Genomic DNA, 26,366 nt, shown 5'->3' with positions numbered 1-26,366 from the left:
TCCTCGCTCTCAGATGTCAGGCGTTGTTCTCGTCTACACCGATCAACAACCTGGTGTCTGACAAATACTTGTGGGGTGGCACTTCCAGGTTGTCTGGAGCGGGCTTGCCTGCGTACACGCGGCCAGCCAAATCGAATGTCGAGCCATGGCAAGGGCAGAAGAAACCGCCTTTCCAGTCATCAGGCAGACTTGGCTGGGGGCCAGCCTCGATTCGCGCAGAAGGTGAGCAACCCAGGTGCGAGCAAATGCCCACAGCAACCAGGTATTCAGGCTTGATGGAGCGATGCGTGTTGCGTGCATATTCGGGGGTCAGTTCATCGGGTTTGCGCTCTGAATTCGGATCGGCCAGTTGACCATCCAAGGTGGGCAAGGCCTCGACCATGGTCTCATCGCGACGAACAACCCACACGGGTTTGCCACGCCACTCCACGGTTTTCATGTCGCCCGGCTGCATGCCGGAAATATCAAGTTCAACGGGAGCACCAGCGGCTTTTGCGCGCTCGGAAGGTGCCATTGAGGTCAGAAACGCTGCGCCAGTTGCTGTAGCAGCCACACCACCCGCTGCGCCACAGGCGATCATCCATACGCGGCGTTCTTTGTCTACAGGTTGATTATTGCTCATCAAAATAACCCCGAAAGTAAAAACCAGTGATCCATGCAACCCGAGATTGTACATTAGAAACGATCTAAACCGCGACAAACAAATCACGGAAAATGACTTCAATACCATGGCGCCGGGCAATCCATTCGCCCAATGCCTGCACGCCGCAGCGCTCAGTGGCATGGTGCCCCGCCCCCAGCAAACTGACATTGCACTCCCGGGCCACATGCACAGCGGGCTCGGACAGCTCCCCGGTCAGGTACAAATCGGCACCGTTCAAGGCCGCCGACTCCACATAACCCGGCGCACCACCGGTGCACCATGCCACCGTGCGCACCATTCGCGCGGGGTCATTGGCCCCCTCCACCTGCACGCGATGGCCCAACACAACAGCCACGTTCGCCACCACGTCTTCCAAGCGCTGCGGGGCATCCAGCGTGCCCACGCGAATCAACCCCTTCTCGCCCACCTCGCGGTCGCTGGGCCAGCCCAGCATTTTTCCCAATTGTGCGTTGTTGCCCAGTTCGGGGTGAACATCCAGCGGCAAATGATAGGCAAACACATTCAGGTTGTGCGCCAGAGCGGTCTGCAAGCGTTCTTTGCGAAACCCGGTGATCACCTGTGGGTCGCCTTTCCACATCAAGCCGTGGTGTACCAAAACGGCATCGGCATCCAGTTCAACGGCAAGGTCAATCAAGGCCTTCGAAGCGGTAACCCCGGTCAGCAAACGCCGAATACTGGGCCTGCCTTCCAACTGCAGGCCATTTGGGCAATAATCTGACATGCGAGCCTGATCCAGCAATTCCCGCAAATCATGTTCAAGAACTTTCCGATCCACTGAAACCAACGGCGCACCCCTGCTATTTGATATGTTGAAAAAACTCTGGCTGACCTTTTCCCAGGCCCTGGCAGTGCTACTTGCATTGTATTTCATCACGGAAGTGCTGCGCCCCGAATGGGTTCCAGACTGGCTGCAAAAGCCGGCGCACCAAACAGCGCAACCCGAAGGCGTGGCGGGTTACCGGCACGCCGTGGACAAGGCCATGCCCGCGGTGGTGAATATTTTCACCAGCAAGCGCACCCCGGAATTGCCCAAGCATCCATTTTTCGAAGACCCGGAAATCCGGAAGTTTTTCGGTGATGAACTGGAAGAACAATTCGAGCAGGAAGAGCAGGCTTCCAGCCTGGGCTCGGGCGTGATCGTGAACAGTGAAGGCTTGATTGTGACCAACCAGCACGTGGTTGAAGCGGCCGATGAAATCGAGGTAAGCCTGAACGATGGCCGGACCGCATCCGCACAACTTGTCGGAATGGACCCGGAAACAGACCTGGCGATACTGCGGATCAATCTGGACAAACTGCCCAGCCTGAAGTTTGCCGCAGAAGGGACAGTGAGGGTGGGCGATGTGGTGCTGGCCATGGGCAACCCTTTTGGTGTGGGCCAAACCGTGACCATGGGCATTGTCAGCGCGTTGGGGCGAAACCATGTCGGCATCAACACGTTCGAGAACTTCATTCAAACCGATGCAGCCATCAACCCGGGCAACTCGGGTGGTGCGCTGGTTGACACCGCAGGCAACCTGCTGGGCATCAACACAGCCATCTACAGCCGATCAGGCGGCTCGCTGGGCATTGGTTTCGCAATTCCGGCCAAAACAGTTCAAAGCGTGCTGAACCAGATTGTGCGCACAGGCACTGTGACGCGGGGTTATATTGGGGTTGAACAACAGAACATCACCGAAGAGCTGGCGACTGCCTTTGACTTGCCACAGCGCGATGGCGTCATTATTGCAGGAATTGTCAAAGACGGCCCCGCAGACAAAGCCGGCCTGAAAGTGGGCGATATTTTGTTGAAACTGGACAATGAAAAGATCAGGGACACCACGCAAATGCTGAACCAGATCGCGGCGTATGCACCCGGTGAAAAGAAATCGGTTGAGTTGCTTCGGGAGGGCAAAAACCAAACAATCAGTATTGAAATCGGGGTGCGCCCAAAGCCGGGCGACTTCATCAAACGCCAGTAATTACCGCAGTAGTTACGACGGTGGTTACTCCAGTATTTCCTGGCGTTTTTTCCCGATCAGCTTCGCGGCCAGAATACCCACTTCGTACAAAATGCAGATGGGAATGGCCAGGAACAGTTGCGACATCACATCGGGCGGGGTCACGATGGCCGCAATAACAAATGCGCCCACAATCACGTAACCGCGAATTTCCTGCAGCTTTTCAACACTGATCACCCCAAGATAAACCAGCACAACCACAATAATCGGCACTTCAAACGTCATGCCAAAAGCCATGAACATGGTCAACACGAAGCTCATGTAGGCTTCAATATCTGGTGCCGGGGTAATGCTTTGCGGAGCGAAGTCGTTGATGAAAGCGAACACTTTGCCAAACACGATGAAATGGCAAAATGCAATGCCGATCAAAAACAGCACGGTGCTTGAGAAAATAATGGGCAGCGCCATTTTTTTCTCGTGCTGGTAAAGACCGGGGGCAATGAAAGCCCAGGCCTGATACAGCAAAATTGGCAGCGAAATGACAAAAGCGACCATGGCCGTCAATTTGACAGGCACCATGAATGGGGTCACCACGCCGGTGGCAATCATCTTGGTGCCTTCGGGCAATGCGCTTTGAATGGGCTGGGCCAGTAAATCAAAAATGAAAGCCGCCCCCGGGTAGGCCATTAGTGCGACAAACACAATCAAAAAACCGACCACGCCGCGCAACAAACGGTCGCGCAGCTCGACCAGGTGGCTGACAAAATTTTCTTGCTGACTCATAACCCGTGCACCTTGTTATTTGGCCTCTGCCTTGGGGCTTGGCCCGGCAGGCTGCTCTGGCGCATTGTTGTCTGCTGCCGGGGTGTTTTCCAGTTCAGCAATGTCGTCTTCGATGAACTTCACCGATTTGTTCAAATCGGTTTCGGTATCGCGTAACGTGGTTTGCACATCGCTTTCCACTTTGCGTGCGGCAGTCTGCATCTCGGTTTGCAGCTTGCGCAACTCGTCAATTTCCATTTCCCTGTTGATCTCTGACTTCACATCACTGACGTAACGCTGTGCCTTGCCCAGCAAGTGCCCAACAGTTTTGGCCACTTTGGGTAATTTCTCGGGACCTATCACCACCAGTGCAATCACTGCGATGATAAGCATTTCTGAAAATGCGATGTCGAACATGCTGCGCGCCGAAAAAAAGGAAAATTAGCTGGAAGACTTTTCTTTGGCTTCTACGTCGATGGTGTCGGATTTCTTGTTGCTGTCGTCGGCCAGTTTGGCGGAATTTTGCTCATCGTCCGAACCGCCGTCTTTCATGCCCTGCTTGAAACCTTTCACGGCACCGCCCAAATCCGATCCTATGTTGCGCAGTTTCTTGGTGCCAAACACCAACATCACGATAACCAGCACGATGACCCAGTGCCAAATGCTAAATGAACCCATAACCTACTCCTTGAATGTGTCTGCCTAATTGCTGCGTGCTTGCCATTTACTTGCTGAGCATCAAGCCCAAGGGCTTGTCTCCACCAAGAATGTGTATGTGTACATGATACACCTCTTGGCAACCTACCCTTCCGGTGTTCACGATGGTTCTAAAGCCATCGTGACAACCTTCCTGCTTGGCCAGTTTCCCGGCAATCGTCATGATTTTTCCCATGACTGGAATGTCTTCTTCAGTGACATCGGCAAGCGTTGAAATGTGCTTTTTGGGAATGATCAAAAAGTGTACTGGCGCAGCTGGCTTGATGTCGTGAAACGCGAGGATATCCTCGTCTTCATACACTTTTCTGCTAGGGATTTCCCCAGCGGCTATTTTGCAGAATATGCAATCTGTCATGTTTTGCCCCTTTTGCCTGTTCTTATTTTGTCCGGTTTGCCTTTTCAACCAGGCCGGAAAGCCCCATTCGACGGTCCAGCTCAGCCAGCACATCGGCAGCCTGCAAACCGTGCCAACCCAGCAACACAAGGCTGTGGAACCACAAATCGGCAGTTTCAGCGACCACCTTGGCCCGGTCCTGGTCTTTGGAGGCCATCACCAATTCGCACGATTCTTCACCGATTTTTTTTAGAATGGCGTCTTGGCCCTTGTGGTGCAACTTCGCCACATATGAATGCTCCGGGTCGCCTTTTTTGCGTTCTTCCAACACTTGCGTCAAACGCTCGAGCAAATCGCCAGACGCTTTTTCAAGGTCAGTCATGGTGTGTATTCCTTTATTTTTTGCCGTACATGGCAGAAGGGTCTTTCAGCACGGGGTCTTTGGCAACCCATTGGGGCCTGTCGCCCTGTGCACCTTCCAGCGCGTAATAAAAACAGCTTTCACGGCCAGTGTGGCAAGCGACGCCACCCACCTGCTCCACCATCAGGATCAGCACATCGCCATCGCAGTCCAGGCGAATTTCCTTGACCTTCTGTTGATTGCCCGATTCCTCACCCTTGTGCCACAGCTTACCGCGCGAACGTGAATAATACGTTGCAAAGCCGGTACTGGCAGTAATTTCAAGGGCTTCCCGGTTCATCCAGGCCACCATCAGCACACGCTTGGTGATGTGGTCTTGCGCAACCACATTGACCAAACCTTTTTCATCGAAACTGACGCTCTCCAGCCAGTTCCCGGTGATCACCACATCTTTGCTCATGGTGCGCGCCCCCGTTACAGCCGCACGGTGATACCGGCCTTGGCCATGTGGGCTTTGGCCTGCTGCACGGTGTATTCGCCATAGTGAAAAATGCTGGCGGCCAGCACTGCACTGGCCTTGCCCTTGATGACACCATCCACCATGTGATCCAGGTTGCCCACGCCTCCGCTGGCGATCACGGGAATAGTGACCGCATCCGACACTGCCCGGGTCAACTCGAGATTGAAACCGATTTTGGTGCCATCACGGTCCATGCTGGTCAACAACAATTCCCCGGCGCCAAGAGCCTGCATTTTGCGCGCCCATTGAACTGCATCAATTCCGGTGGGCTTGCGCCCCCCGTGGGTGTAGACCTCCCAACCGGGTTCACCATTGGATTTCTCTTTGGCATCAATGGCCACAACAATGCACTGCGAGCCATATTTGGCCGCAGCCTCACCCACCAGCTCCGGGTTGGTCACTGCCGATGTGTTGATGCTGATTTTGTCTGCGCCTGCATTGAGCAGCCTGCGCACGTCTTCCACCTTGCGCACGCCACCGCCCACAGTCAGGGGAATGAACACCTGGCTGGCCACATCTTCGATGACATGCAGAATCAAATCACGGTCATCCGAAGACGCGGTGATGTCCAGAAAGGTCAGTTCGTCTGCGCCTTGCTCGTCGTAGCGACGGGCAATTTCAACGGGATCACCCGCATCACGCAGTTCGACAAAATTGACGCCCTTGACCACCCTGCCTGCGGTGACATCGAGGCAGGGAATGATACGGCTGGCAAGCATTAGTAAGACTTTCCGTTCAGTTCGTCGGCCAGGGCCTGGCCCTTGGCAAAATCAAGCGTGCCTTCGTAGATGGAACGGCCGCAAATGGCGCCCATCACACCTTCGTGTTCCACACCACACAACTGCTTCACATCGTCCAGGTTGGTAATACCGCCGCTGGCAATTACAGGAATGGTCAAAGCGTTGGCCAAGCGCACTGTGGCTTCAATGTTCACGCCACCCAGCATGCCGTCACGGCCAATGTCGGTGTAAATAATGGCTTCCACACCATAGCCTTCGTATTTCTTGGCAAGATCAACCACATCGTGACCGGAAATTTTGCTCCAGCCGTCTGTTGCCACTTTGCCTTCCTTGGCGTCCAGACCCACGATGATCTGGCCCGGGAATGCGCCACAGGCATCGTGCAAAAAGCCAGGGTTCTTCACCGCAGCCGTGCCAATGATCACGTAGCTCAAGCCATCGTCCAGATAACGCTCAATGGTGTCCAGGTCGCGAATGCCACCGCCCAACTGGACAGGAATTGCGCCACCCACGGCATCCAGAATGTCGATGATCACGCCTTCATTCACGGGCTTGCCCGCAATCGCGCCGTTCAAATCGACCAGGTGCAAGCGGCGTGCGCCGCTTGCAACCCATTTCATGGCCATTTCAACCGGGTCTGCCGAAAAAATGGTGGCATCGTCCATATTGCCTTGTTTAAGGCGTACACACTGACCATCTTTCAGGTCGATTGCTGGAATGAGTAACATGAGCCTGTGTTGTGTTAACTATTCAAGTGGGTGAAAAAAATTGTTTCAATGTAATGCTTACGGATTCCATCGAAGGAAGTTCGAGTACAGCTTCAAACCGTCATCTGCGCTTTTCTCGGGGTGGAACTGTGTTGCAAAGATGTTATCCCGTGCAATGGCACAGGTAAAGCGGACACCATAATCTGTCTCTCCAGCAACGTGGTTCGGGTTCACCGGGTTGACATGGTAACTGTGCACAAAATAAAACCACGCGCCGTTCTCGATGCCATCCCACAAGGGGTGCTCCATGCGTTGGTTTACCCGGTTCCAACCCATGTGGGGTACCTTCAAACCGCACTCAATTGTCAGGCGCGGGTCAAATTTCACCACTTCACCCGGAAACAAACCCAGGCAATCCGCAGGCCCTTCGGCGCTGAATTGCATCATCATTTGTTCACCCACGCACACACCGAACAGCGGTTTTTTCTCGGCGGCGCGGTATACGGCATCCATCAGGCCAGATTCCCGCAGGGCTTTCATGCAATCGGGCATTGCGCCCTGACCGGGCAACACAACGCGCTCGGCCTGATCGATCACAGAAGGATCAGCCGTGATGCAGATTTCCTGATTGTCCAGCTTGACGTGCTTCAAGGCCTGGGCCACCGAACGCAGGTTGCCCATGCCGTAATCGACAACGGCAACCAGGCTCACAAAGCACCTTTGGTACTGGGAATGGCACCCTGTTGGCGTTCATCAATAGCCACCGCCATGCGCAAGGCACGGCCAAAGGCTTTGAACACGGTTTCACACTGGTGGTGTGAATTCACACCCTTCAGGTTGTCGATGTGCAAGGTGCACAGGGCATGGTTTACAAAGCCCTGAAAGAATTCAAACACCAGATCCACATCAAATGCACCAATGCTGGCGCGTGTGAACGGAATGTCTTGGTGCAGCCCGGGGCGACCGGACAGGTCGATCACCACGCGTGACAGGGCTTCGTCCAAAGGCACATAGCTGTGGCCGTAGCGCACAATTCCTTTTTTTTCGCCCAAGGCTTTCGTGAAGGCCATGCCCAAGGTAATGCCGGTGTCTTCTACGGTGTGGTGTGCATCAATGTGCAGGTCACCCTTGGCCACAATGTGAAGGTCGAACAGGCCGTGGCGCGAAATTTGTTCCAGCATGTGGTCCAGAAATGGCACACCGGTGTCCAGGTGACGTTCACCTGTACCGTCCAGATTGATTTTGACTGTGATCTGGGTTTCCAGGGTATTGCGGGTAACTTCTGCGGTTCTCATGATGTTCTAAATGGTTATGCAGCCTTGGCGGCCACTTCCTCAATGGATTGTTGCACGGCGTTTAAAAACAACTGGTTTTCTTGTGCCGTGCTAACGGTGACCCGAAGGCAATTTTGCAGCAAAGGATGTGCCTTGCCCACGTACTTTATCAAGATACCCTTGTTTTTAAGGGCATCAAAGACTTCAAGCGCGTTAGGCGTACGGAAAAGCACAAAATTGGCGCAAGAATCAAACACTTCGACGCTGCCGCTGGGTGAATTCAGGTTTTCAAGGGCCTCGGTCAGCAGGCTGCGCTGTTCGCACAGCAGGGCCGCCTGCGCTTCAAAAGCCTCGAAATGCTCCAGCGCAAATTGCACGGCAATGCGGGTCAGCACATTCACATTGTAGGGCGGGCGCACTTTGTCTATTTGCTCAACCCAGGCAGGGCTGGCCACGGCGTAGCCCAAACGGGCCCCTGCCAGACCGAGCTTGGAAAAGGTGCGTAGCACCAGCACATTCGGGAATTCAAGCACGCGAGCCATGAAGGATGCATTGGCAAAAGCCTCGTAGGCTTCATCAACCACCACCAAACCCGGCGTGGCTTCGATAATCTGCACGATTTCCGCTTCACGAAGCGCCACACCCGTGGGGTTGTTGGGGTAAGCCAAAAACACCACCTTGGGCTGGTTGGTGGCAATGGCTTTCAACATGGCGGGCATGTTCAACGTGAAATCCGCGTTCAGATCGACACCCACAAAACGCGCGTGGCTCCACTGGCTGTACACCGCATACATCACGAAGGTGGGCACAGGTGACAACACGGCATCGCCGGGCATGCAACAGGCGCGAATGATCAGGTCAATCAACTCGTCAGACCCGTTGCCAAACAACACATGGGCCGCCTTGGGAATGGCTGTGCAGGCACGCAGGGCCGCTTCCAGTTCCAGCGCCTTGGGCGCCGGGTAACGATTCAGCTCGGCGGCTTTCAACTGCTGCGCCAATTCATCCAGCAAGGCCGCGGGCATGCCCTGCGGGTTCTCCATGGCATCCAGTTTCAGCATGCCGGCGGAGGGAGCCACCACGTAAGCTTGGGTGGCCCGCACGTCGGCACGAATGGTTTTTTGAAGAAGGCTCATGGTGCGCTCAGTCTGCCTTTCGGAATTTTGGGCCTACGCGGTATTCCGCAGACCGCGCGTGTGCTGGCAAGCCTTCGCCATAGGCCAATTCAGCAGCCACTTCCCCCAGCGTGCTGGCACCTTCACGGCTGGCAAAAATAATGCTGCTGCGCTTTTGGAAGTCGTACACACCCAAGGGCGAGCTGAACCGTGCCGTGCCCGCTGTGGGCAGCACGTGGTTGGGGCCTGCGCAGTAATCGCCCAGCGATTCACTGGTGTACGGGCCCATGAAAATGGCACCGGCGTGGCGCAGTTTGCCCAGCAGGGCATCGGGATCCTGAACGCTCAGTTCCAGGTGTTCGGGTGCAATCTGGTTGCTCAGTTCGCAGGCCTCGTCCATGTCGCGCACCTGAATCAAGGCACCCCGGTTTTTCAATGAAGTAGCAATCACCGCGGCACGCGGCATGGTGTCCATCAGGCGTTTGATGCTGGCTTGTACGTTGTCGAGAAATTCCTTGCTGGGGCTCAGCAAAATGGATTGAGCCATTTCATCGTGCTCGGCCTGGCTGAACAGGTCCATGGCGATCCAGTCGGCATTCGTGCTGCCATCGCAAATCACAAGAATTTCCGAGGGGCCTGCAATCATGTCAATGCCCACCGCACCAAACACTCGGCGCTTGGCTTCGGCCACATAGGCATTGCCAGGGCCTACAATTTTGTCCACACGCGGCACGGTTTGTGTGCCATACGCCAAAGCGGCCACGGCTTGCGCGCCACCAATGGTGAACACACGGTCTACACCGGCCAGGTGGGCGGCGGCCAGCACCATCTGGTTTTTCACGCCACTGGGCGTGGGCACCACCATGATCACTTCTTTCACACCCGCCACTTTGGCGGGCACTGCGTTCATCAACACGGAAGAAGGATAAGCCGCCTTGCCACCCGGCACGTACAAGCCAGCACGGTCCAGCGGGGTGATGCGCTGGCCAAGACGCGTGCCATCGGCCTCGGTGAATTCCCAGCTTTGCGCAACCTGGTGTTCATGGAAAGCACGCACGCGCTGTGCGGCCACTTTCAAGGCTTCGCGCTGGGCGGAATCCAGCGTGTCATAAGCGTGCTTCAATTCGTCTTGATCAATTTCAAGCTCGGCGGCGCTGTTGGCTTTCACCCGGTCAAACTTCTCCGTGAACTCCAACAAGGCTTCGTCCCCACGCTTGCGCACGGCATGAATGATATCGGCCACTGCGCCTTCCACATGGGGATCGCGTTGTTCTTCATAGGCGAGCAATGCACGGAACTGCTCGGCAAAGTTGGCTTCTACTGTAGACAATCGACGAATTTGGGAAGACATTTTTTACTACCTTTAAAATTTCACGCAACAGCTTGGGCAAACACGTCCAGGATAGGCTGCAAAGACACATACTTCATTTTCAAGGCGGCCTGGTTCACCACCAGACGGGAAGAAATTTCGCAGATTTCCTCAACCTCGACCAACTTGTTGGCACGCAGGGTTGAGCCCGTACTGACCAAATCAACAATGGCATCGGCCAGGCCCACCAACGGTGCCAGTTCCATTGAACCGTACAGCTTGATCAAATCCACATGCACGCCACGATTGGCAAAGTGTTCGCGTGCGCTGTTCACATACTTGGTGGCAATGCGCAAGCGTGCACCCTGCTTCACCGCGCTGGCGTAATCGAAGCCCTCCGGAGCAGCCACACACAGCCGGCATTTGGCAATGTTCAAGTCCAGTGGCTGGTACAAACCGGCGCCAGAATGCTCGATGAGAACATCTTTCCCGGCCACGCCCAAATCGGCAGCGCCATGCTGCACATAAGTGGGTACGTCGGTTGCGCGAACAATAATGATTTGCACATCTGCCCGGTTGGTGCCAATGATCAGCTTGCGGGATTTCTCAGGGTCTTCAGACGGCACAATGCCTGCTTTCTCAAGCAGGGGCAGTGTTTCCTCAAAAATACGTCCCTTGGACAGGGCCAGTGTAATCATTGCGCTACTCTCTTGACGTCTGCGCCCAGTTTGCGCAGCTTTTCTTCCATTTTGTCATACCCGCGGTCCAGGTGATAAATGCGGTCGATCCGCGTTTCATCGCTGGCAGCCAAACCCACAATCACCAGGCCGGCAGAGGCACGCAGGTCGGTGGCCATCACGGTGGCACCTTCCAGTTGCGGCACACCCTTGATGATGGCGGTGTGGCCTTCAATTTCAATGTTCGCCCCCAAGCGCACCATTTCCTGAACATGCATGAAGCGGTTCTCAAAAATGGTTTCGTTCACGACCGCTGTGCCCTCAGCCACACAGTTCACGGCCATCAACTGGGCCTGCATGTCGGTGGCAAAACCGGGGAATGGCGCTGTGCGCGCGCCCACAGCTTTCGGGCGGGTATTCATGCTGGCATGAATTTTTGTGCCATCCACTTCGATGTTGACACCGGCAGTGCGCAGCTTTTCAATGGTCGCATCCATGCTGTCGGCATCGGCGTTGTTCAAGGTAATGCTGCCACCGCATGCGGCCACTGCACACAGAAATGTACCGGCCTCAATTCGATCGGGCATCACCTGGTATTCACAACCATGCAGCTTTTCAACGCCATGCACGGTAATGGTGTCGGTGCCAATGCCTTCAATTTGTGCACCCATTTTCACGAGCATATTGGCCAAATCAACCACTTCGGGTTCGCGGGCGGCGTTCTCGATAATGGTTGTTCCTTCCGCCAACGCAGCGGCCATCATCAGGTTTTCCGTGCCGGTGACAGTCACCATGTCGGTCACAATACGTGCGCCTTTCAAGCGCTTGGCCTTGGCGTGAATGTAACCTTTCTCGATCGTAATTTCAGCACCCATGGCCTGCAGGCCCTTGATGTGCTGGTCCACGGGGCGTTGTCCAATGGCACAACCACCGGGCAAGCTGACACTGGCCTCTCCGAAGCGGGCCACCAGGGGGCCCAGCACCAAAATGCTGGCACGCATGGTTTTCACCAGGTCGTAACTGGCGATGGGCTCGGAAATTTCCTCGGCACGCAAGGCCAACTGGTTTTCACCGTGCCAGAAGCACTGCACCCCCATGGAGCCCAGCAGGCGCAGGCAGGTGTTGATGTCGCGCAGGCGCGGCACGTTGGTGATGGTGACCGGCTCAGCGGTCAGCAAACTGGCGCACAAAATTGGCAGGGCGGCATTCTTCGCACCAGAAATTGACACTTCGCCATGAAGTGGCTTTCCACCACGAACCAAAAATGAATCCATCGAAGGGCAGTCCTTTACGCTTGTTGTTGTGCCCACTCGGCGGGCGTCAATGTTTTCATCGACAGGGCGTGGATTTCCGCGCGCATTCTGTCACCCAGTACTGCATACACTTTTTGATGGCGCTGAATGGAGCGCAGTCCTTCAAAAGCACCGGCCACGATGACCGCCTCAAAATGTTGACCATCACCAGACACAGTGAGGTGCTCACATTCCAAGCCCTGCGCAATATAGTCGCGAACGGTTTCAGGCAACAACATGATTTTTCCTATCCTTTTGATTCAACAGCACTATTATCCCCTCAATTTGTAACCCGAGGTCACCATGCGCATCGCAATTGCGGTCAGAACCACCCAGGCAAACACCCCGACACCCAAACTGAACCAGGGGCTGACATCACTGACCCCGAAGAACCCATACCGAAAACCGTCAATGAGGTAGAAAAAAGGGTTGAAATGCGACACCATTTGCCACACGGCAGGCAGGGAATGAATGGAATAGAACACACCCGACAAAAACGTGGCGGGGATGATGATGAAGTTTTGAAACGCGGCCAGCTGGTCAAACTTTTCAGCCCAAATACCAGCGATAACACCCATGGTGCCCAGCAATGCGGAACCCACCAGCGCCTGCACCAGAATCCAGACGGGGTTGTGCACATGCAACCCCACAAAGGCCAGCGTGACCAACAACACGCCCAAGCCCACGGCAATACCGCGTGCCACAGAGGCCAACACATAGGCCGAGAAAAATTCAAAATGCGACAAAGGCGGCAGCAGTACAAACACCAGGTTGCCGGTAATCTTCGACTGGATCAGGCTGGACGATGAATTCGCAAATGCATTTTGCAACACCGACATCATGACCAGGCCTGGCACCAAAAAGGCGGCATAACTGACGCCGGGATAAGGCTCGACCTTGCCGTCCAGCACATGCGAGAAAATCATCAGGTACAGCAGCGCCGTAACCACCGGGGCCAGCACGGTTTGAAAACTGACCTTCCAGAAGCGCAGAATTTCTTTCTTGAACAGGGTTTGCCAACCGGTCATTTCGAGCCCCCGTTCATTAACTGCACAAAAACCTCTTCAAGGTCAGGCTTCTCAATGCTGCATTCCAGCACGTCCAGGTGTTCTTTGCGGCACTGCGCCAAAATTTCCTCGATTTCCGCAGGGCTGTTCAAGCCAAGTGTGTAGCGGCCATCACTCACATTGGCCTTCAAAACCCGTGGCTGCAAGCTGGCAGGCAACACGCCGTTCAACTGCACATTCAAGGTTTGGCTGGCGTGCTTTTTCAGCAAATTGGGCGTGGTGTCCACAATCAACACTTCGCCTTTTTTCAACATGGCAATGCGGTTGCAAAGCGTTTCTGCTTCTTCAAGGTAGTGCGTGGTCAGCAAAATGGTGTGGCCTTTCTGGTTCAAACCGGCGATAAACTTCCACAGGGTTTGGCGCAATTCAACGTCCACGCCCGCGGTGGGTTCATCCAGCACAATCACCGGCGGCTTGTGCACCAAAGCCTGCGCCACCATCACGCGGCGCTTCATACCACCAGAAAGTGTTCGCATATTGCTGTCGGCTTTGTCCATCAGGCTGAGCGAATGCAACAGTTCGTCGATCCAGTCGTCGTTCTTCTTCAAACCAAAATAACCGGACTGAAACCGCAAGGTTTCCCGCACGGAAAAGAAAGGATCGAACACCAGCTCCTGCGGCACTATGCCAATGCTTCGGCGTGCATCGCGAAACTGTTCCACCACATCAAAACCCATGACCTTGGCCACGCCCGAGCTTGCCCGGCTCAAGCCGGCAATGATGTTGATCAGCGTGGTTTTGCCCGCGCCATTGGGGCCAAGCAATGCAAAAAACTCCCCTTCCTTCACGGTCAGGGAGACATCGTTCAAAGAACGGAATTCACCGAATAACTTGGATACCGAGCTGAGCTCTAGTGCAAACGACATGACTTCGCGCGCCCAAGGGTGGCGCGTTGGGTTTTAAGAGAACAGAGATTGTACTCCGTAGGCGGCGATCAAACTGTCCAGCTGCGCGGGACGATGTTGCAGTTCGAGCGTTTTGTCTGTTTTAAGCACGCGCTTGGCAGCAAGAATAACTGCCAAGGCTGTGGAGTCAATCACCTTCACACCGGTGAAGTCGATTACATGGTCACCCTGGGCAAAAGCCTTGGTGACCGCTGCAATCAGTTGCTCGCCATTGCGAACCGTAATTTGATCGACTCCAATTTTCATGTCAACCCTTGGCGTTCAGGCTTTTGAGGGTTTGAATCAAGCCGGGAACACCCGAATTTGCCAGGACCGGGCCAAACTGGGCTTTGTAGGAATCAACCAGCCACAACCCCAACACGCTCAGGTCATAAATTTGCCACTTGCCGTCTTTTTTCTCGACGCGATAGGCCAAATCAACAGGCGGGGCACCTTTCTGAAGCACCCGGCTGTTCACAACCACATCCTTGTCTTCGGGGCGGGCGCGCAAACGATCGACCTGCAGGGTTTGGTCACCCACCTGCGACAAGGCACCTGAATAGGTTTTCACCAGCAGGGTGCGGAATTCCTTGGTGATTTCCTCACGCTGCTCGGGCGTTGCTTCGCGCCACGGGCGACCCACCACCAACTGGGTCATTTTGCGGAAATTTACGTTGGGCATCACTTTCTGGTCGATCAGCGCGTCCAGTTTCTTTGGATCCGACACCAATTCCTGTTTTCGGGCCTTGATCTCGGCCAGCACTTCATTGCTGAACTTTTCGACAAACTCGTTGGCAGGCACGTCTTGAGCCAAAACGGGCTGTGCAAGCAGGCCAATGCCAAGTGCAGCAGCGCCAATCCATTGAAACAATTTATTCACGGCAATATTCATGATTCTTCCAAAAACAATAATTCGTTACCTAAAAACGCAATGCATTCCCTGTGGTTGACCACACGGCCGGGAATCAGTTCAGCAAACCCAGGCCAGACCTTGCGCGTTCACTTTGTTGCAAATCTGCAGGAATCACGGTATCCACCTGCTGATCCACGGGCCCAGGCTGAACCAAGGCAGCCTTGAAGGGTGGAAACGGCTGTGGTGCCATACTGCTTGATGCTTCTTCAAAATCTTCATATACCTGCTCGGTGGGATCCGGGGCGCCGTCACGTATCAAACTGGCCCTGCGCTTCAAATACGCATCGCGCACGAAGGCATATTGATCCAGCGCCACCCGTTCCACCAAATCGGTGGCGGGCAACAAACGGGCACGCTTGTTCACGGCATTCACGACGAACAGGCTGTTGCGAACGCGCACATCGTCATAGTGGTACAAGGGATCCAATGGGGCATCCACTAAACGGCCCGGCGCGTCACGCAAGGTGCTGGGGCCGATCAAAGGGAGAACCAGATAAGGCCCGGACCCCACGCCCCAAACGCCCAGCGTTTGACCGAAGTCTTCATTGTGTTTCTCGAAACCCAATTCGGTGGCCACATCAGCAACACCCACAATACCAATGGTGGTATTCAATGCAAAGCGGGTGATGTCGCTGCCAGCCGCTTTGGGCTTGCCCTGCAGCAAGTTGTTGAACGCCACGCTGACATCCTCGAGATTGGAGAAAAAATTGCCAATCACGGTTTTGATTTCCGGCGGGGTGACCTTGTCGTAACCTTGGGCCAAAGGCTTGACCACTGCCTTGTCAACCACCTGGTTAAACCCGTCTACCGTTCGGTTCAGCCCTTCAAGGGGATCCGAGTCGGAAGGGGCACGCATGGCAGTACAGGCGGAGGTCAGACTCACCACGCCGAGCAGCAAACACAATTTTCGAATGGACATTACCACTTCAATTCCCCTTCATCACTTTTCGGAGTTACCTTCAGACGCTTTGCTGAACAGGAACTGACTAATCAAATTTTCCAGAACCACGGCCGACTGGGTTCTCGCAAACCTCCCGCCGCCCTCAAGATTCTCGAGATCGCCACCGGCCTCGATACCCACGTATTGTTCGCCCAACAGCCCGGAAGTCAGGATTCTAGCTGAAGAGTCCTTCGGAAACTCGAAACCCTCCTCCAAATCAAGCGCCACGACGGCCCGGAAAGTGACCGGATCCAGGTTGATATTGCCCACACGCCCTACCGTGACACCGGCGCTTTTTACCGGCGCACGCGGCTTCAAGCCGCCAATGTTGTCGAATTCGGCAGTCACGCGGTACTGAGCCCCCGTGGTGAAGGAACTCAGGTTACCGGCCTTCAGGGCCAGAAACACCAAAGCCAGTGCGCCGATCAGTACGAACAACCCCACCCAGAAATCCACTGCTGTGCTTTTTTTCATACCATTTATCCGTTAAATACTGAACATGAGTGCTGTAAGCACAAAATCGAGACCCAAAATTGTGAGCGATGAAATGACCACAGTTCGCGTGGTGGCCCTTGACACGCCTTCCGGCGTGGGCTGACAGGCATAGCCCTGAAACAGGGCAATTGAACTGACCGCAAGACCAAACACCACGCTTTTGATCACGCCGTTGAGAATGTCGTCACGCACATCCACCCCGGCCTGCATTTGCGACCAGAATGCACCAGCATCCACGCCAATCAGCAACACACCCACCACGTAACCACCAAAAATGCCAACAGCACTGAACAAACCCGCCAACAAGGGCATTGACACCAGCCCCGCAACCCAGCGCGGAGAAACAATGCGCGCCTTCGGGTCCACCGCCATCATTTCCATGGCGGTTAGCTGCTCGCCTGCCTTCATCAAACCGATTTCGGCGGTTAAAGAAGTACCCGCGCGGCCCGCAAACAATAGCGCAGACACCACCGGCCCCAGTTCACGCACCAGCGACAAAGCCACCAGCAACCCCAAGGCCTGCTCGGCACCATAGCGGTTCAAGGTGTAATACCCCTGTAAACCCAGCACGAAACCCACGAACAGGCCAGACACCACGATGATCACCAGCGAATAATTGCCGATGAAGTGAATTTGATCAATGATCAAACGGGGACGCATCAAAACCTTGGGCAGCAACATGAACAAAGTGAGCACAAAACGGGCAAACACCCCCAGCCCAGACACGGTGTTGATCACCCCCGCACCCAAGCGGGAAATCAGGATGGCAGGATTCATGCAAAATCCTCCTGCAAATCGGTGGCCGGGTAGTGAAACTTCACAGGCCCTTCCGGCAAGCCCTTGATGAATTGTTGCACATAAGGGTCTTGATTGGCCTCCACTTCGGCAGGTGTACCCTGGGCCAGCACTTTGCCGTTGGCAATCACGATGACATGGTCACTGATGGCAAAAGACTCATGAATGTCGTGGGTGACCACCACCGATGTGGCGCCCAACGCGTCGTTCAGGGTGCGGATCAGGTTGGCGGCAATGCCCAGGGAAATCGGGTCAAGGCCGGCGAACGGCTCATCATAAAAAATCAGTTCAGGGTCAAGGGCAATGGCGCGCGCCAACGCGACACGGCGGCTCATGCCACCCGAAATTTCAGACGGAAACAAATGGCTGGCACCCCTCAAACCCACGGCATGCAACTTCAACAGCACCAAATCGCGAATGGCTGATTCAGGCAGACTGGTGTGTTCACGCAAAGGAAAAGCCACGTTGTCAAACACCGTCAGGTCAGTAAACAACGCACCAAACTGAAACAGCACGCCGATTCGCTTGCGAAAACCATATAGCTGCTGGGTACTGGCTGTGACTACATTCTGGCCCAGCACCTCGACATCACCTTTGTTGACGCGGTACTGGCCACACATCAGGCGCAACAGTGTTGTTTTTCCCGATCCGGAACCACCCATTACGGAAACCACTTTGCCCTTGGGAATATCCAGGGAGATGTTTTCCAGAATCAGGCGATCGTTGTAGCCGAAATCCACGTTTTTTAATTGAGCAACAAAGCCCATGGGGGCTCCTCTGAAAGCGGATTCAAATTGGCCCTTATTGTACCCCGAAGGACAAGCCGTATTTGTGAAAGCGTTGGTATTCCACACAAGCCCACCATCCAATTGGTGATGGGCTCACCCGCTTGGGATGACCATGAAGCGTGGGATTGGTGCCATCGAAGTAATATTTGGCCCACAACAACAAACCCAAGTGCCACCGTGACCAATTTGCGCAAGTTTCTGCTTCAATGCCTGGCCACGGCTTGCACACTTCTACCCGGCATCATGCTGGCTGGATGCGTAAGCTCACCCGCCACGCCCTCTCCAGCCATCCATCAGCCAGATCCCGACACGGGCCTGCAATTGAATGCCCAATTCTGGGCCGACAAAGTTCAGCACACTGAAAACACCTGGGCCCGGCACAGGGAAACCTTCTCCTTCCGGCTGGAAAACATACCGGCCAGCCATGTTCTCGAGTTGATTTCCACCGAATTGAACCTGGGCTATGACATGGACACCTGTGGCGATACCCGCGTCAGCCTGGTAGGGCGCAACATGCCCTTACAACAGGTGATTGAAAGCCTGGAAGCGCAAGCGGGTGCCAGCGTGGTATTTGAAGGCGAGCAATTGACCATGCGTTGCGAAGCAGACCAACTGCGTGTGTACACACTCGATTATTTGTCGATTGCCCGACAGATGAACGACTCCTCAAGCCTTAGCTCGGCCATCGCGGGCAATTCACGCGAACTGCCTGACCGGCGAGACACAGGCAACCGCTCGGAATTGCTGCTGAACAATTCGCAGCAACATGACTTGTGGCGGCACATTGCCGCACAGATCGACCAAATCATTCAAACCAAGATCAAACCGGTGGAATTGTCCACGCGTGAACGGATTGTCGATGAAGATGAAGACAGGGCCTATGCCAACACGCGCGCACCACAAACACGGCGGGCACAACCCAATTTGAGAAGCGCCACGCAAGTGTCGACCGAGCGGCGAGACATCACCACCACGCGAAAGGAAACACAATCGGGGCGGGTGATTGCCAACCCGGAATCCGGCACGGTGTCGGTGATTGCCAAACCAAGCCAGCACCGCAGGGTATTTCAATGGCTACAGCAAGTGCAGCGTCGCATCGACAAACAAATCGTGATTGAAGCCGTGATCACCGAAATTTCCCTGAACGACCGTTACGAACGCGGCATTGACTGGAACGTACTTCGCCAGAACGGCATCACCGCCGGCCTGGCCGTGCAAGGCTTGAATGTGGCGAACCCCGCCATCACCTTCAGCGCCTTGCGGAACACTGCCAACACAGATGCGAACGTGGTATTGCGCTTACTGGAGGAATTCGGGCGAACTTCGGTGCTGTCCTCTCCCAGGGTTGTGACGATGAACCAGCAAGCGGCCGTGCTGAAAGTGATCGACAACCGGGTTTACTTCACCACCGATGTACAAACCAGCGCACCCACGCAAAACAGCCCTGCATTTTCAACATTCACCACCCAGGTGCAAACTGTGCCGGTGGGGTTTTTAATGACAGTGACACCGCAAATTGCAGACAACAACGCCATTCAACTGCGTGTGCGCCCAACACTCAGCAGAATCGTCGGCTTTGTTCAAGACCCCAACCCAGCCCTTCAACAACTCAACATTGTCAGCCGGGTACCGGAAGTTCAAACGCGGGAACTGGAATCTATACTGCGTTTGAAAAGCGGCGAAATGGCATTGCTCGGCGGGTTGCGGCAAAAGGAAAAAGCGACCCTTGACCGTGGAATTCCCGGTGCACCGGAAGCACTGAATCCAATCGCCCAAAGTGCCACACACCGTGAAAGCCACATTGAACTGGTGGTGCTGCTGAAAGCCACCGTACTTGACAGCGCATCAAACCAGCAACATCACGCTGAACTGCCCTACAGCCCATCAAGCGACAAGAAACAACATCAATTGGCCGATGCACTGGCAACGGGTTTGGGTTTGTTTCAGTCTGAACAACACCGGGAACTTCAATCCCTGCTTGAACTACTTGCCCAACGCTTTCCAAAAGCACCCGAACCCCGCTACAACATGGCCTTGCTTCAAGCCCGGCAAGGCCATGTCGAACAGGCCCTGGCGCAACTGACCCAGGCAGAATCGATGTGTGAAAAACTGGACTGCACGCTGCCTTTCATCACAGTGCGCGCATTGATTCAAGCCAGAAACCCATGAATCAATCCAACCACGCAGCCGATGCAACGCACCCTTTGCGCACCACCGATTCCACCATCCATCACGCAGTTGAATCGGGCGCTTCGGACATACACATCACACCCACTGCAGCCAGCTACCGGGTTCAGCTACGCATTCATGGTGCCCTGAGCCAGGCCATGGAGGTGCAACATGAAACCGGTCGATCATTGATTCAGGCTTTCAAAGCCGAAGGAAAAATGAACATCGCCGAAACCAGGCGCCCCCAAGACGCACGCCTTTGCAAACAGCATGTTGAACTGCGTCTGGCCACCCACCCCACCCTGCACGGTGAAAACCTGGTCATCCGGTTGCTGAACACCAGCGAAAAAAAACACCTGAATGATCTGGGTTTGCGCGCCCCCGCGCAATACCAGATCGAACAATTGCTGCAACACGAAAACGGCTTGATGCTGGTGGCAGGCGCAACAGGCAGCGGCAAAACCACCACACTGCACGCCATGCTGAACACCTTGGGAACACGTGCCGGTCGAATTGCCACGCTGGAAGACCCGGTTGAAATTGTCAACGGGAATGCCATGCAAACCGACCTGTCACGGTTGCCTCATCTGAATTTTGCATCCGGACTGCGTTCGTTGATGCGGCAAGACCCCGACACCATTCTGGTCGGTGAAATTCGCGATGAAGAAACAGCTGAACTAACCCTGAATGCGGCGTTGACGGGGCACAGGGTGTTTGCCTCAATCCACGCACCCGATTGCCTGGGCGCCTTGTGCCGCTTAACCGAACTGAATGTGCGACTTGGCAGCCTTCTGAATTGCCTGAACGGCATTGCCACGCTTCGCCTGAAAGCGACACCCAATGAAGAATTACGACAATTGTTCGCTGAAGTTATTAATTTGAAAAACATGGAACGTCAGTTGGTATTGAACTGCACGGGCATTGAACAACTGATGCGCTTGTGCACAACCCGGTCGTACGTGCCCTTTCCATGAAAACAAATATGTCGAAGCGAACAATACGCGCAACAAGCTGGCGAGAATGGATGGGCCAGTGGGCAGAATTGCTGCAGTCTGGCATGCCCGTGCTTGATGCACTTGTTCTCAGCAGCGAACTACAGTGCAACCACAGGCAAGGTCAACTGCTGCATGAAAAACTGCAACGCACAGCCATGTTTCTTGAAACCGGACAAAGTCTGCAAACCGCATTCCGGGCCAGCTTCGGTGCACTTCCCATGCCACTGGAAGTGGCCTTGCTGTGTGCACAGGCCAACGGCGATTTGGGCACAGCACTGCAAGAACAATTACAACGCTGGAACACCACCAGCACTGCAAACCAAACACTGACGAGAAGTTTGATTTATCCTGGCCTTGTGCTGACAATGGCCATTTGCTGCTGGGTGTTTTTACACCATGTCAGCAGCCCCCACCTGGCCAACACCAACAGGCAAGCATCGGCCGGCCTGGCCGAACTGTTGCTGGGTATCGGGGGCATGACATTGCTTGCGTCCCTGTTTATACGCCTTGCCCGAAAACAGGAAACGGGCTTGCAAACCCGGTTTCTATTGCCCAACAAAGCCTGGCTGGCATCCAGCTTTTACCATGTCATGGCATGCGAACTGAATGCTGGCCTGGACCTGATGCACTGCCTGCGTTACAGGGCCATGCCGCTGGGCAGGCTGCCGGGTCGCCTTAACCCGAACCACACCATGCTGCACACCTTGAATTTGTTGGTGACCCACATCCACAAAAACCTGAAACAGGGCATGACTCTGCCGCAGGCCATGCAACATGCCCAGGCCCCGCAATTCCTGATTCGACAGTGTCAACTGGCCGAACAAACCGGCAACCTGGCGCACTGTTTTTTTCTGGCCTCGAAGGTGTATGAAATACACGCAAGAACAGCCCAACAGCGCTTGCAAAATATTCTGCCCCCATTGGCTTTGGGTATTGCAGCGCTAACCCTTGCCATGGCTTATCAATTTACCTTGGCTCCGCTCTACAGCAACCTGACGGGATTGTCATGAAACGTGTTTCTGCCAATGCAGATGCGTGGGTCATCCACCACAACCATGCCTTGCTGTTTCACCAACACGAAGGGGTATGGCATGAAAAAATGCGCATGCCATTTGACGCCTTTCTTGGCAGTGCTACAGCATTGTCCAGCTTCACACTGCCTGAAACGCGGGTGTACCTGAATCTGCACGCTGCAAAAACAACACCCTACATTCAACCACCCTACGTTTGGACAAGTGTTGAATACGACCCTCTACGGTTTGTTGAAATACCCGAACAGCCAGTTCATCAACATCAGCGTCAAGCACTGGCATCCATGGGGCAACAAATCACCGTTGTGTCCACAGAAAACCCTTCGAATTTCGAACGCGCCACACCCATGCTTCGCGTGAATGCGATCGAATCGAAGCACCTTGGCAAATGGACAACAGAACAGAAAAAGGGTGCTGGAAAACGTATTGCCACATTGCGGCTTCTTCTCAATTTGTGGCACAAACCATGTGCCACCTACCAACAACTGCGCCTGGTTGCCGCGACCTGCACATTGACCACGGCAATGCTGCTGCAGTTTCATTCAAGTCAACAAATCATGGCCCTTGAAAACCAGACACTTCGGCACAATCAGCATGCAGTAAAAAACATTAAAACCAGTGGCTCACCATTGTTGCTCGAACCGTGGTCAACCCAGATCAACAAGTTCGGCAAAGGTGACCGCGCAAACCTGAAAGCCTTGAGTATTCAGTGGCATGGTGACGGACATGTCAGCACCACGGCGCAATTGAACAGGGAACGCAAACGCGCACCCAAGGGTTGCACCCTTGAATCGCCCACGCTGGCAGTGTGCAGCACGGCAGCACTTGCCCCATGAACAATTCCGGTTTTTTGCCAGGGCAGTGTATTCGCTGGATGCGTTGTGCGCGGCCAGCCATTGACTGCGGCCTTTTGCTTCTGGGCTTGTTTCTGTTCATGCATTTTGACAACATTTCCGCGCAAAACGAGATGGAAAACACCACTACACAACGGATCGCGCATGCGCTACAGGCAACGTCAACGCAAAAAGAAAACCACCAAAAAGCAGTATCAATTGCTCAACAGTTTTCAAATGAAGCTGACATGTGGAATGCGTTTTTCAACTGGCTTCAGACCACTGAAACTGCATCAGGGAACTGCCGCATTGAAGCCCGTGCCGATATCGAGCAAACCCCGTATTCACTGCAATGCGCAGGCAGCTCGAACACCATGAACAACGTGCCCGAAAAAACCGTAAACCCGAACGCGCCATTTGCATCGAATGTACTGGTAGCACCAGAGAAAATTTCCAGACCCGCAAATGATGAAAACAAAACCGCACCCGTGAGCGGCTGGATCAACACGCCCACAGGCCGCAAACATTTTGATCCGGTTTCAAAAAGGTGGCTGCCATGAACATGCAAGCAAGCCACCAAGGGTACGCTTTTCTCGTGGTACTGGTGCTGGTGATACTGGGTGGTTTTGCAACCTCAAAAATAGCTGAATCCGGCGCACTTCAACACGCACTGCAGCTTGAGCAGCAAACCCGACAAAGCCAGATTCTTGATCACATTCGTTCCGGCCTGTTGGGTTTTGCAAGCACTCAGGGCATTCACAGCCAAAGTCATCTGGGACACCTTCCATGCCCGGCCACACTGCCGGAAGGCCCGCCGCAAACCACTTGCCTGGCAAAGCCGTGGGCTTACTTGCCAATTCACAGCAAAACCGCCATCAATTATTTGAATCGTGGAATCAGTGCCCGAAACCATGAGCTGGCGCACGCTGCCAGCCACCATTGGCATTACGCCGTATCAGCCCAACTGCTGCAGCCCAATGCACTGGGGTGGAGCCGCTGGGTCGATTATTCAAAACCTGCCATGCGTATTCGCATTCCTGCGCAACAGAACCGGATCGAAGAAAACATTGCGGCAGTGGTTGCGAAATCGATTCAAAGCACAGGCGAACATCACTACGATGTCACGCCACCGTACATGCTGATCCGAGTAAATGAGCTACAAGCCCACATGGTGCAGGCACAAATCCATTTGCTTCGGGACACGCTGCGCAACACAAACAACCCGCCCCACGAAAACCTGATTCAGGCACCCGGAACAACCAACACCTTCACACCCGTGAATTCAAACTGTGCTTGCCGCTGTACAAAAACAAAATGCACCTGCAACTGCGATGAACCAGGGCAATGGTCATCGACCTCAAGCGAACAACCCGTCTGCTTCAGCACACCCGAATCGCCTTGCATATTTGCAGGCCCCGCCACACTTCAAAGCCAATGGCCGGTCAGTCGTTTCGAACCAGTGGCTGCCAGCAACAAATCGTGTCGCCCAAGCAAACGACAAGAATGCCCATTGAGCACCAACAGCACCGCATGCACCTGCGACTTTTCATGGCCAGACAACACCAAGGCAGATCTTGCAAACTTCCAAATCACCTATTCACCAATCAGCGGCATGGTGGTAAATCAGGTGAAGCCATGAACAGATCGCACAATTGCAAACCGCACACAGCAGGCTTCATGCTGATTGAAATTGCACTGGTGATTGTGGTGCTGGCCATCATTCTCGGCCCGATTTTGCATCTGCTTGCGGGTCAACAACAGAAAAACCAGACAACACATGAACTGTCCAGCAAACAGAGAATTGCTGAAGCTGTTGAAGGCTTTATTCTGGCCACAGGCCGCTTGCCCTGCCCCGCACTGCAGGCTGGCGGACAGGAATCCAGAACTGGTGATGCTTGCACCCGCGCCGAAGGGTGGCTGCCCAATGCCACGCTGAGCACCTGGGGACTTTCCGGCAACTGGAAAATGGCAGTGGCCACACTGGAAAGCGCAGGTGAACCAGCACAAAACACCTTGGTATCTACCCAACCTTTTGAACAGTTAAGCCCGCAACAACTGGCCGAAATTGTGATGGCGCCCTTCACGACCAACCACAGTGCAGGCACAGGGCCTTTGCCTGCCATCCACCTTTGCCAAAGCGTTGCAGGTCAAACCCTGCCCACCAACACGCAACCAGGTTGTGGTGCGCACACCCTGCTAAGCGCCACTGCAGTGTGGGTGGCCTACCCGGTGGTGACCAACAGCGGCACAAGCGATCACAGCATCAACCAAAACCGCTTTCAACAGTTTTTTATCGACCCCGAGCAAACCACACAAAACCCGGTCTGGATTTCATTTGAACGAATGAACTGGCTGTGGATGAAACGTGGCGCGCTCGACCCAATTGCTTATTCAGGAGAATCAAATTGAAACAACACCCACAACACGGATTTTCTTTGCTGGAGCTGGCCATTGCGCTGGCCGTTGTTGCCATACTGGCGGGCGGCGTGCTCAAGGGCCGCGAACTGTTGAACAGCGCCCGTGTTCACGCCACGGTCACCGACATTGCAAACCTGGAAACTGCAATTTCCGCGTTCCAGGCCCGTTACTCCGCCCTGCCCGGCGACTTCATTGCGGCGGCTGCTGCGGGTTTGTCGGGCACAGGCGGTGACGGCAACGGGTTGATTGAAGGCGATGAAACATGCGATGTATTCACCCACCTTCAACTGTCAGGCTTTATTCAGGGCGACTTCCGGGCAGGTACTGACACCTCGGGCAACTGCACACCTGGCAGCTTAATGGAAAACCAGTTCAGCAGCCACTACCTGCTCAGCAACACCCTTCAAGGCGCAAACTCGCGGGAAAACGCAATGACCTTGCTGCTGGGGGAAAACATCTCGGTTAGCCGGCTTGCTGAAATCGATCGCAAGCTGGACGACGGCAACCCCTTGCGCGGCACGGTGCAGGTTCTCGACAACGAAGAAACGCTTTGCACCACAAAAGACGGCCACTGGGATGAAGCCAATGGCCAGCCCTGCGCGGCACTGTACGTTCTTCGCTAAATT

The 26,366-nt window shown here is 54.5% G+C and carries 34 protein-coding genes; 9 read left to right on the top strand and 25 right to left on the bottom strand.

Annotation, left to right across the window (positions count from 1 at the left end):
* Positions 1-16 precede the first annotated feature (16 nt).
* A complete protein-coding gene (gene petA, locus V7028_RS01505; protein ID WP_334118337.1) occupies positions 17-622 on the bottom strand; it encodes a ubiquinol-cytochrome c reductase iron-sulfur subunit in 606 nt (201 codons plus the stop codon).
* Positions 623-686: 64 nt separating this feature from the next.
* Entirely contained in the window at positions 687-1,448 is a 762-nt protein-coding gene (locus tag V7028_RS01500; RefSeq protein ID WP_442918667.1) for a Nif3-like dinuclear metal center hexameric protein, read from the bottom strand.
* A 22-nt stretch (positions 1,449-1,470) separates the two neighbouring features.
* On the opposite strand from V7028_RS01500, the gene V7028_RS01495 reads away from it, so the two are divergent.
* Positions 1,471-2,625 carry a Do family serine endopeptidase gene (locus V7028_RS01495; RefSeq protein WP_334118335.1) on the top strand — a complete coding sequence of 385 codons (1,155 nt, stop codon included), beginning with the start codon at positions 1,471-1,473 and terminating at the stop codon, positions 2,623-2,625.
* A 24-nt stretch (positions 2,626-2,649) separates the two neighbouring features.
* Here the strand turns inward: V7028_RS01495 and tatC are convergent, their stop codons facing one another.
* The 23 genes from tatC to V7028_RS01380 all read right to left on the bottom strand — a co-directional run bounded on the left by tatC (position 2,650) and on the right by V7028_RS01380 (position 18,273).
* Positions 2,650-3,387 carry a twin-arginine translocase subunit TatC gene (tatC, locus tag V7028_RS01490; RefSeq protein WP_334118334.1) on the bottom strand — a complete coding sequence of 246 codons (738 nt, stop codon included), beginning with the start codon at positions 3,385-3,387 and terminating at the stop codon, positions 2,650-2,652.
* Positions 3,388-3,402: 15 nt separating this feature from the next.
* Entirely contained in the window at positions 3,403-3,783 is a 381-nt protein-coding gene (gene tatB / locus V7028_RS01485) for a Sec-independent protein translocase protein TatB (protein ID WP_334118333.1), read from the bottom strand.
* A 24-nt stretch (positions 3,784-3,807) separates the two neighbouring features.
* Positions 3,808-4,044: a Sec-independent protein translocase subunit TatA gene (gene tatA, locus V7028_RS01480; RefSeq protein WP_305561588.1), complete on the bottom strand. Its 237-nt coding sequence runs from the start codon at positions 4,042-4,044 to the stop codon at positions 3,808-3,810.
* Between the two features lie 46 nt (positions 4,045-4,090).
* Positions 4,091-4,438 carry a histidine triad nucleotide-binding protein gene (locus V7028_RS01475; protein WP_334118332.1) on the bottom strand — a complete coding sequence of 116 codons (348 nt, stop codon included), beginning with the start codon at positions 4,436-4,438 and terminating at the stop codon, positions 4,091-4,093.
* Positions 4,439-4,460: 22 nt separating this feature from the next.
* On the bottom strand, positions 4,461-4,799 hold the full coding sequence (locus tag V7028_RS01470; protein WP_334118331.1) for a phosphoribosyl-ATP diphosphatase: 339 nt from the start codon (positions 4,797-4,799) through the stop codon (positions 4,461-4,463).
* 13 nt (positions 4,800-4,812) lie between these two features.
* Positions 4,813-5,238, bottom strand: coding sequence for a phosphoribosyl-AMP cyclohydrolase (gene hisI / locus V7028_RS01465; protein ID WP_334118330.1), 426 nt, complete (start codon positions 5,236-5,238; stop codon positions 4,813-4,815).
* 14 nt (positions 5,239-5,252) lie between these two features.
* Positions 5,253-6,017, bottom strand: a complete 765-nt coding sequence (hisF, locus tag V7028_RS01460; protein ID WP_334118329.1) for an imidazole glycerol phosphate synthase subunit HisF — start codon at positions 6,015-6,017, stop codon at positions 5,253-5,255.
* Positions 6,017-6,766 (bottom strand): 1-(5-phosphoribosyl)-5-[(5-phosphoribosylamino)methylideneamino]imidazole-4-carboxamide isomerase, encoded by a 750-nt coding sequence (gene hisA / locus V7028_RS01455; protein WP_334118328.1) that lies wholly within the window; start codon positions 6,764-6,766, stop codon positions 6,017-6,019. Before hisA ends, hisF begins: the two co-directional genes overlap by 1 nt.
* 57 nt (positions 6,767-6,823) lie before the next feature.
* Complete coding sequence (gene hisH, locus V7028_RS01450; protein WP_334118327.1) at positions 6,824-7,456, bottom strand: imidazole glycerol phosphate synthase subunit HisH; 633 nt, start codon at positions 7,454-7,456, stop codon at positions 6,824-6,826.
* A complete protein-coding gene (hisB, locus tag V7028_RS01445) occupies positions 7,453-8,040 on the bottom strand; it encodes an imidazoleglycerol-phosphate dehydratase HisB (RefSeq protein ID WP_334118326.1) in 588 nt (195 codons plus the stop codon). The genes hisH and hisB overlap by 4 nt, the downstream gene beginning before the upstream one ends.
* Positions 8,041-8,054: 14 nt before the next feature.
* A complete protein-coding gene (gene hisC / locus V7028_RS01440; RefSeq protein ID WP_334118325.1) occupies positions 8,055-9,155 on the bottom strand; it encodes a histidinol-phosphate transaminase in 1,101 nt (366 codons plus the stop codon).
* Positions 9,156-9,162: 7 nt separating this feature from the next.
* The gene (gene hisD, locus V7028_RS01435) at positions 9,163-10,485 is read right to left on the bottom strand and encodes a histidinol dehydrogenase (protein WP_334118324.1); all 1,323 of its coding nucleotides are present in this window, start codon (positions 10,483-10,485) and stop codon (positions 9,163-9,165) included.
* Positions 10,486-10,505: 20 nt separating this feature from the next.
* Positions 10,506-11,141 carry an ATP phosphoribosyltransferase gene (hisG, locus tag V7028_RS01430; protein WP_334118323.1) on the bottom strand — a complete coding sequence of 212 codons (636 nt, stop codon included), beginning with the start codon at positions 11,139-11,141 and terminating at the stop codon, positions 10,506-10,508.
* Positions 11,138-12,394 (bottom strand): UDP-N-acetylglucosamine 1-carboxyvinyltransferase, encoded by a 1,257-nt coding sequence (murA, locus tag V7028_RS01425; RefSeq protein ID WP_334118322.1) that lies wholly within the window; start codon positions 12,392-12,394, stop codon positions 11,138-11,140. The genes hisG and murA overlap by 4 nt, the downstream gene beginning before the upstream one ends.
* 14 nt (positions 12,395-12,408) lie before the next feature.
* Positions 12,409-12,651: a BolA family protein gene (locus tag V7028_RS01420; RefSeq protein WP_442918666.1), complete on the bottom strand. Its 243-nt coding sequence runs from the start codon at positions 12,649-12,651 to the stop codon at positions 12,409-12,411.
* A gap of 33 nt (positions 12,652-12,684) precedes the next feature.
* Entirely contained in the window at positions 12,685-13,440 is a 756-nt protein-coding gene (locus V7028_RS01415) for an ABC transporter permease (RefSeq protein ID WP_334118321.1), read from the bottom strand.
* Entirely contained in the window at positions 13,437-14,345 is a 909-nt protein-coding gene (locus V7028_RS01410) for an ABC transporter ATP-binding protein (RefSeq protein WP_334118320.1), read from the bottom strand. The genes V7028_RS01415 and V7028_RS01410 overlap by 4 nt, the downstream gene beginning before the upstream one ends.
* A gap of 33 nt (positions 14,346-14,378) precedes the next feature.
* Complete coding sequence (locus V7028_RS01405; protein ID WP_334118319.1) at positions 14,379-14,630, bottom strand: STAS domain-containing protein; 252 nt, start codon at positions 14,628-14,630, stop codon at positions 14,379-14,381.
* A gap of 1 nt (position 14,631) precedes the next feature.
* Entirely contained in the window at positions 14,632-15,255 is a 624-nt protein-coding gene (locus tag V7028_RS01400) for an MlaC/ttg2D family ABC transporter substrate-binding protein (protein WP_334118318.1), read from the bottom strand.
* Between the two features lie 73 nt (positions 15,256-15,328).
* Positions 15,329-16,195: an MlaA family lipoprotein gene (locus V7028_RS01395; RefSeq protein ID WP_334118317.1), complete on the bottom strand. Its 867-nt coding sequence runs from the start codon at positions 16,193-16,195 to the stop codon at positions 15,329-15,331.
* 21 nt (positions 16,196-16,216) lie between these two features.
* Entirely contained in the window at positions 16,217-16,690 is a 474-nt protein-coding gene (gene mlaD, locus V7028_RS01390) for an outer membrane lipid asymmetry maintenance protein MlaD (RefSeq protein ID WP_334118316.1), read from the bottom strand.
* 12 nt (positions 16,691-16,702) lie between these two features.
* Complete coding sequence (mlaE, locus tag V7028_RS01385; RefSeq protein WP_334118315.1) at positions 16,703-17,488, bottom strand: lipid asymmetry maintenance ABC transporter permease subunit MlaE; 786 nt, start codon at positions 17,486-17,488, stop codon at positions 16,703-16,705.
* Positions 17,485-18,273, bottom strand: a complete 789-nt coding sequence (locus V7028_RS01380) for an ABC transporter ATP-binding protein (RefSeq protein WP_334118314.1) — start codon at positions 18,271-18,273, stop codon at positions 17,485-17,487. The genes mlaE and V7028_RS01380 overlap by 4 nt, the downstream gene beginning before the upstream one ends.
* Positions 18,274-18,471: 198 nt before the next feature.
* On the opposite strand from V7028_RS01380, the gene V7028_RS01375 reads away from it, so the two are divergent.
* The 8 genes from V7028_RS01375 to V7028_RS01340 are packed head-to-tail and all read left to right on the top strand — an operon-like array spanning position 18,472 to position 26,363.
* On the top strand, positions 18,472-20,463 hold the full coding sequence (locus tag V7028_RS01375) for a type II secretion system protein GspD (RefSeq protein WP_334118313.1): 1,992 nt from the start codon (positions 18,472-18,474) through the stop codon (positions 20,461-20,463).
* The gene (locus V7028_RS01370; protein ID WP_334118312.1) at positions 20,460-21,437 is read left to right on the top strand and encodes a GspE/PulE family protein; all 978 of its coding nucleotides are present in this window, start codon (positions 20,460-20,462) and stop codon (positions 21,435-21,437) included. Before V7028_RS01375 ends, V7028_RS01370 begins: the two co-directional genes overlap by 4 nt.
* Positions 21,438-21,445: 8 nt before the next feature.
* Positions 21,446-22,468 (top strand): type II secretion system F family protein, encoded by a 1,023-nt coding sequence (locus V7028_RS01365; protein ID WP_334118311.1) that lies wholly within the window; start codon positions 21,446-21,448, stop codon positions 22,466-22,468.
* Entirely contained in the window at positions 22,465-23,325 is an 861-nt protein-coding gene (locus V7028_RS01360) for a hypothetical protein (RefSeq protein WP_334118310.1), read from the top strand. Before V7028_RS01365 ends, V7028_RS01360 begins: the two co-directional genes overlap by 4 nt.
* Positions 23,322-23,882, top strand: coding sequence for a hypothetical protein (locus V7028_RS01355; protein ID WP_334118309.1), 561 nt, complete (start codon positions 23,322-23,324; stop codon positions 23,880-23,882). The genes V7028_RS01360 and V7028_RS01355 overlap by 4 nt, the downstream gene beginning before the upstream one ends.
* The gene (locus V7028_RS01350; protein ID WP_334118308.1) at positions 23,879-24,961 is read left to right on the top strand and encodes a hypothetical protein; all 1,083 of its coding nucleotides are present in this window, start codon (positions 23,879-23,881) and stop codon (positions 24,959-24,961) included. The genes V7028_RS01355 and V7028_RS01350 overlap by 4 nt, the downstream gene beginning before the upstream one ends.
* A complete protein-coding gene (locus tag V7028_RS01345) occupies positions 24,958-25,731 on the top strand; it encodes a type II secretion system protein (RefSeq protein ID WP_334118307.1) in 774 nt (257 codons plus the stop codon). Before V7028_RS01350 ends, V7028_RS01345 begins: the two co-directional genes overlap by 4 nt.
* Positions 25,728-26,363 carry a type II secretion system protein gene (locus V7028_RS01340; protein WP_334118306.1) on the top strand — a complete coding sequence of 212 codons (636 nt, stop codon included), beginning with the start codon at positions 25,728-25,730 and terminating at the stop codon, positions 26,361-26,363. Before V7028_RS01345 ends, V7028_RS01340 begins: the two co-directional genes overlap by 4 nt.
* The last annotated feature ends 3 nt before the right edge of the window (positions 26,364-26,366 follow it).

The sequence above is a fragment of the Limnobacter sp. genome, assembly GCF_036846585.1.
Lineage (GTDB): Bacteria > Pseudomonadota > Gammaproteobacteria > Burkholderiales > Burkholderiaceae_B > Limnobacter.
The sequence above is the reverse complement of the archived record's forward strand: the minus strand, read 5'-3'. Positions and strand labels throughout refer to the sequence as shown.

What these genes read in the sequence shown, in the direction of transcription:
- petA (WP_334118337.1), bottom strand. Translation starts at nt 622, where the DNA reads ATGAGCAATAATCAACCTGTAGACAAAGAACGCCGCGTATGGATGATC.
- V7028_RS01495 (WP_334118335.1), top strand. Translation starts at nt 1,471, where the DNA reads ATGTTGAAAAAACTCTGGCTGACCTTTTCCCAGGCCCTGGCAGTGCTA.
- tatC (WP_334118334.1), bottom strand. Translation starts at nt 3,387, where the DNA reads ATGAGTCAGCAAGAAAATTTTGTCAGCCACCTGGTCGAGCTGCGCGAC.
- tatB (WP_334118333.1), bottom strand. Translation starts at nt 3,783, where the DNA reads ATGTTCGACATCGCATTTTCAGAAATGCTTATCATCGCAGTGATTGCA.
- tatA (WP_305561588.1), bottom strand. Translation starts at nt 4,044, where the DNA reads ATGGGTTCATTTAGCATTTGGCACTGGGTCATCGTGCTGGTTATCGTG.
- V7028_RS01475 (WP_334118332.1), bottom strand. Translation starts at nt 4,438, where the DNA reads ATGACAGATTGCATATTCTGCAAAATAGCCGCTGGGGAAATCCCTAGC.
- V7028_RS01470 (WP_334118331.1), bottom strand. Translation starts at nt 4,799, where the DNA reads ATGACTGACCTTGAAAAAGCGTCTGGCGATTTGCTCGAGCGTTTGACG.
- hisI (WP_334118330.1), bottom strand. Translation starts at nt 5,238, where the DNA reads ATGAGCAAAGATGTGGTGATCACCGGGAACTGGCTGGAGAGCGTCAGT.
- hisF (WP_334118329.1), bottom strand. Translation starts at nt 6,017, where the DNA reads ATGCTTGCCAGCCGTATCATTCCCTGCCTCGATGTCACCGCAGGCAGG.
- hisA (WP_334118328.1), bottom strand. Translation starts at nt 6,766, where the DNA reads ATGTTACTCATTCCAGCAATCGACCTGAAAGATGGTCAGTGTGTACGC.
- hisB (WP_334118326.1), bottom strand. Translation starts at nt 8,040, where the DNA reads ATGAGAACCGCAGAAGTTACCCGCAATACCCTGGAAACCCAGATCACA.
- hisC (WP_334118325.1), bottom strand. Translation starts at nt 9,155, where the DNA reads ATGAGCCTTCTTCAAAAAACCATTCGTGCCGACGTGCGGGCCACCCAA.
- hisD (WP_334118324.1), bottom strand. Translation starts at nt 10,485, where the DNA reads ATGTCTTCCCAAATTCGTCGATTGTCTACAGTAGAAGCCAACTTTGCC.
- hisG (WP_334118323.1), bottom strand. Translation starts at nt 11,141, where the DNA reads ATGATTACACTGGCCCTGTCCAAGGGACGTATTTTTGAGGAAACACTG.
- murA (WP_334118322.1), bottom strand. Translation starts at nt 12,394, where the DNA reads ATGGATTCATTTTTGGTTCGTGGTGGAAAGCCACTTCATGGCGAAGTG.
- V7028_RS01420 (WP_442918666.1), bottom strand. Translation starts at nt 12,651, where the DNA reads ATGTTGTTGCCTGAAACCGTTCGCGACTATATTGCGCAGGGCTTGGAA.
- V7028_RS01415 (WP_334118321.1), bottom strand. Translation starts at nt 13,440, where the DNA reads ATGACCGGTTGGCAAACCCTGTTCAAGAAAGAAATTCTGCGCTTCTGG.
- V7028_RS01410 (WP_334118320.1), bottom strand. Translation starts at nt 14,345, where the DNA reads ATGTCGTTTGCACTAGAGCTCAGCTCGGTATCCAAGTTATTCGGTGAA.
- V7028_RS01405 (WP_334118319.1), bottom strand. Translation starts at nt 14,630, where the DNA reads ATGAAAATTGGAGTCGATCAAATTACGGTTCGCAATGGCGAGCAACTG.
- V7028_RS01400 (WP_334118318.1), bottom strand. Translation starts at nt 15,255, where the DNA reads ATGAATATTGCCGTGAATAAATTGTTTCAATGGATTGGCGCTGCTGCA.
- V7028_RS01395 (WP_334118317.1), bottom strand. Translation starts at nt 16,195, where the DNA reads ATGTCCATTCGAAAATTGTGTTTGCTGCTCGGCGTGGTGAGTCTGACC.
- mlaD (WP_334118316.1), bottom strand. Translation starts at nt 16,690, where the DNA reads ATGAAAAAAAGCACAGCAGTGGATTTCTGGGTGGGGTTGTTCGTACTG.
- mlaE (WP_334118315.1), bottom strand. Translation starts at nt 17,488, where the DNA reads ATGAATCCTGCCATCCTGATTTCCCGCTTGGGTGCGGGGGTGATCAAC.
- V7028_RS01380 (WP_334118314.1), bottom strand. Translation starts at nt 18,273, where the DNA reads ATGGGCTTTGTTGCTCAATTAAAAAACGTGGATTTCGGCTACAACGAT.
- V7028_RS01370 (WP_334118312.1), top strand. Translation starts at nt 20,460, where the DNA reads ATGAATCAATCCAACCACGCAGCCGATGCAACGCACCCTTTGCGCACC.
- V7028_RS01365 (WP_334118311.1), top strand. Translation starts at nt 21,446, where the DNA reads ATGTCGAAGCGAACAATACGCGCAACAAGCTGGCGAGAATGGATGGGC.
- V7028_RS01360 (WP_334118310.1), top strand. Translation starts at nt 22,465, where the DNA reads ATGAAACGTGTTTCTGCCAATGCAGATGCGTGGGTCATCCACCACAAC.
- V7028_RS01355 (WP_334118309.1), top strand. Translation starts at nt 23,322, where the DNA reads ATGAACAATTCCGGTTTTTTGCCAGGGCAGTGTATTCGCTGGATGCGT.
- V7028_RS01350 (WP_334118308.1), top strand. Translation starts at nt 23,879, where the DNA reads ATGAACATGCAAGCAAGCCACCAAGGGTACGCTTTTCTCGTGGTACTG.
- V7028_RS01345 (WP_334118307.1), top strand. Translation starts at nt 24,958, where the DNA reads ATGAACAGATCGCACAATTGCAAACCGCACACAGCAGGCTTCATGCTG.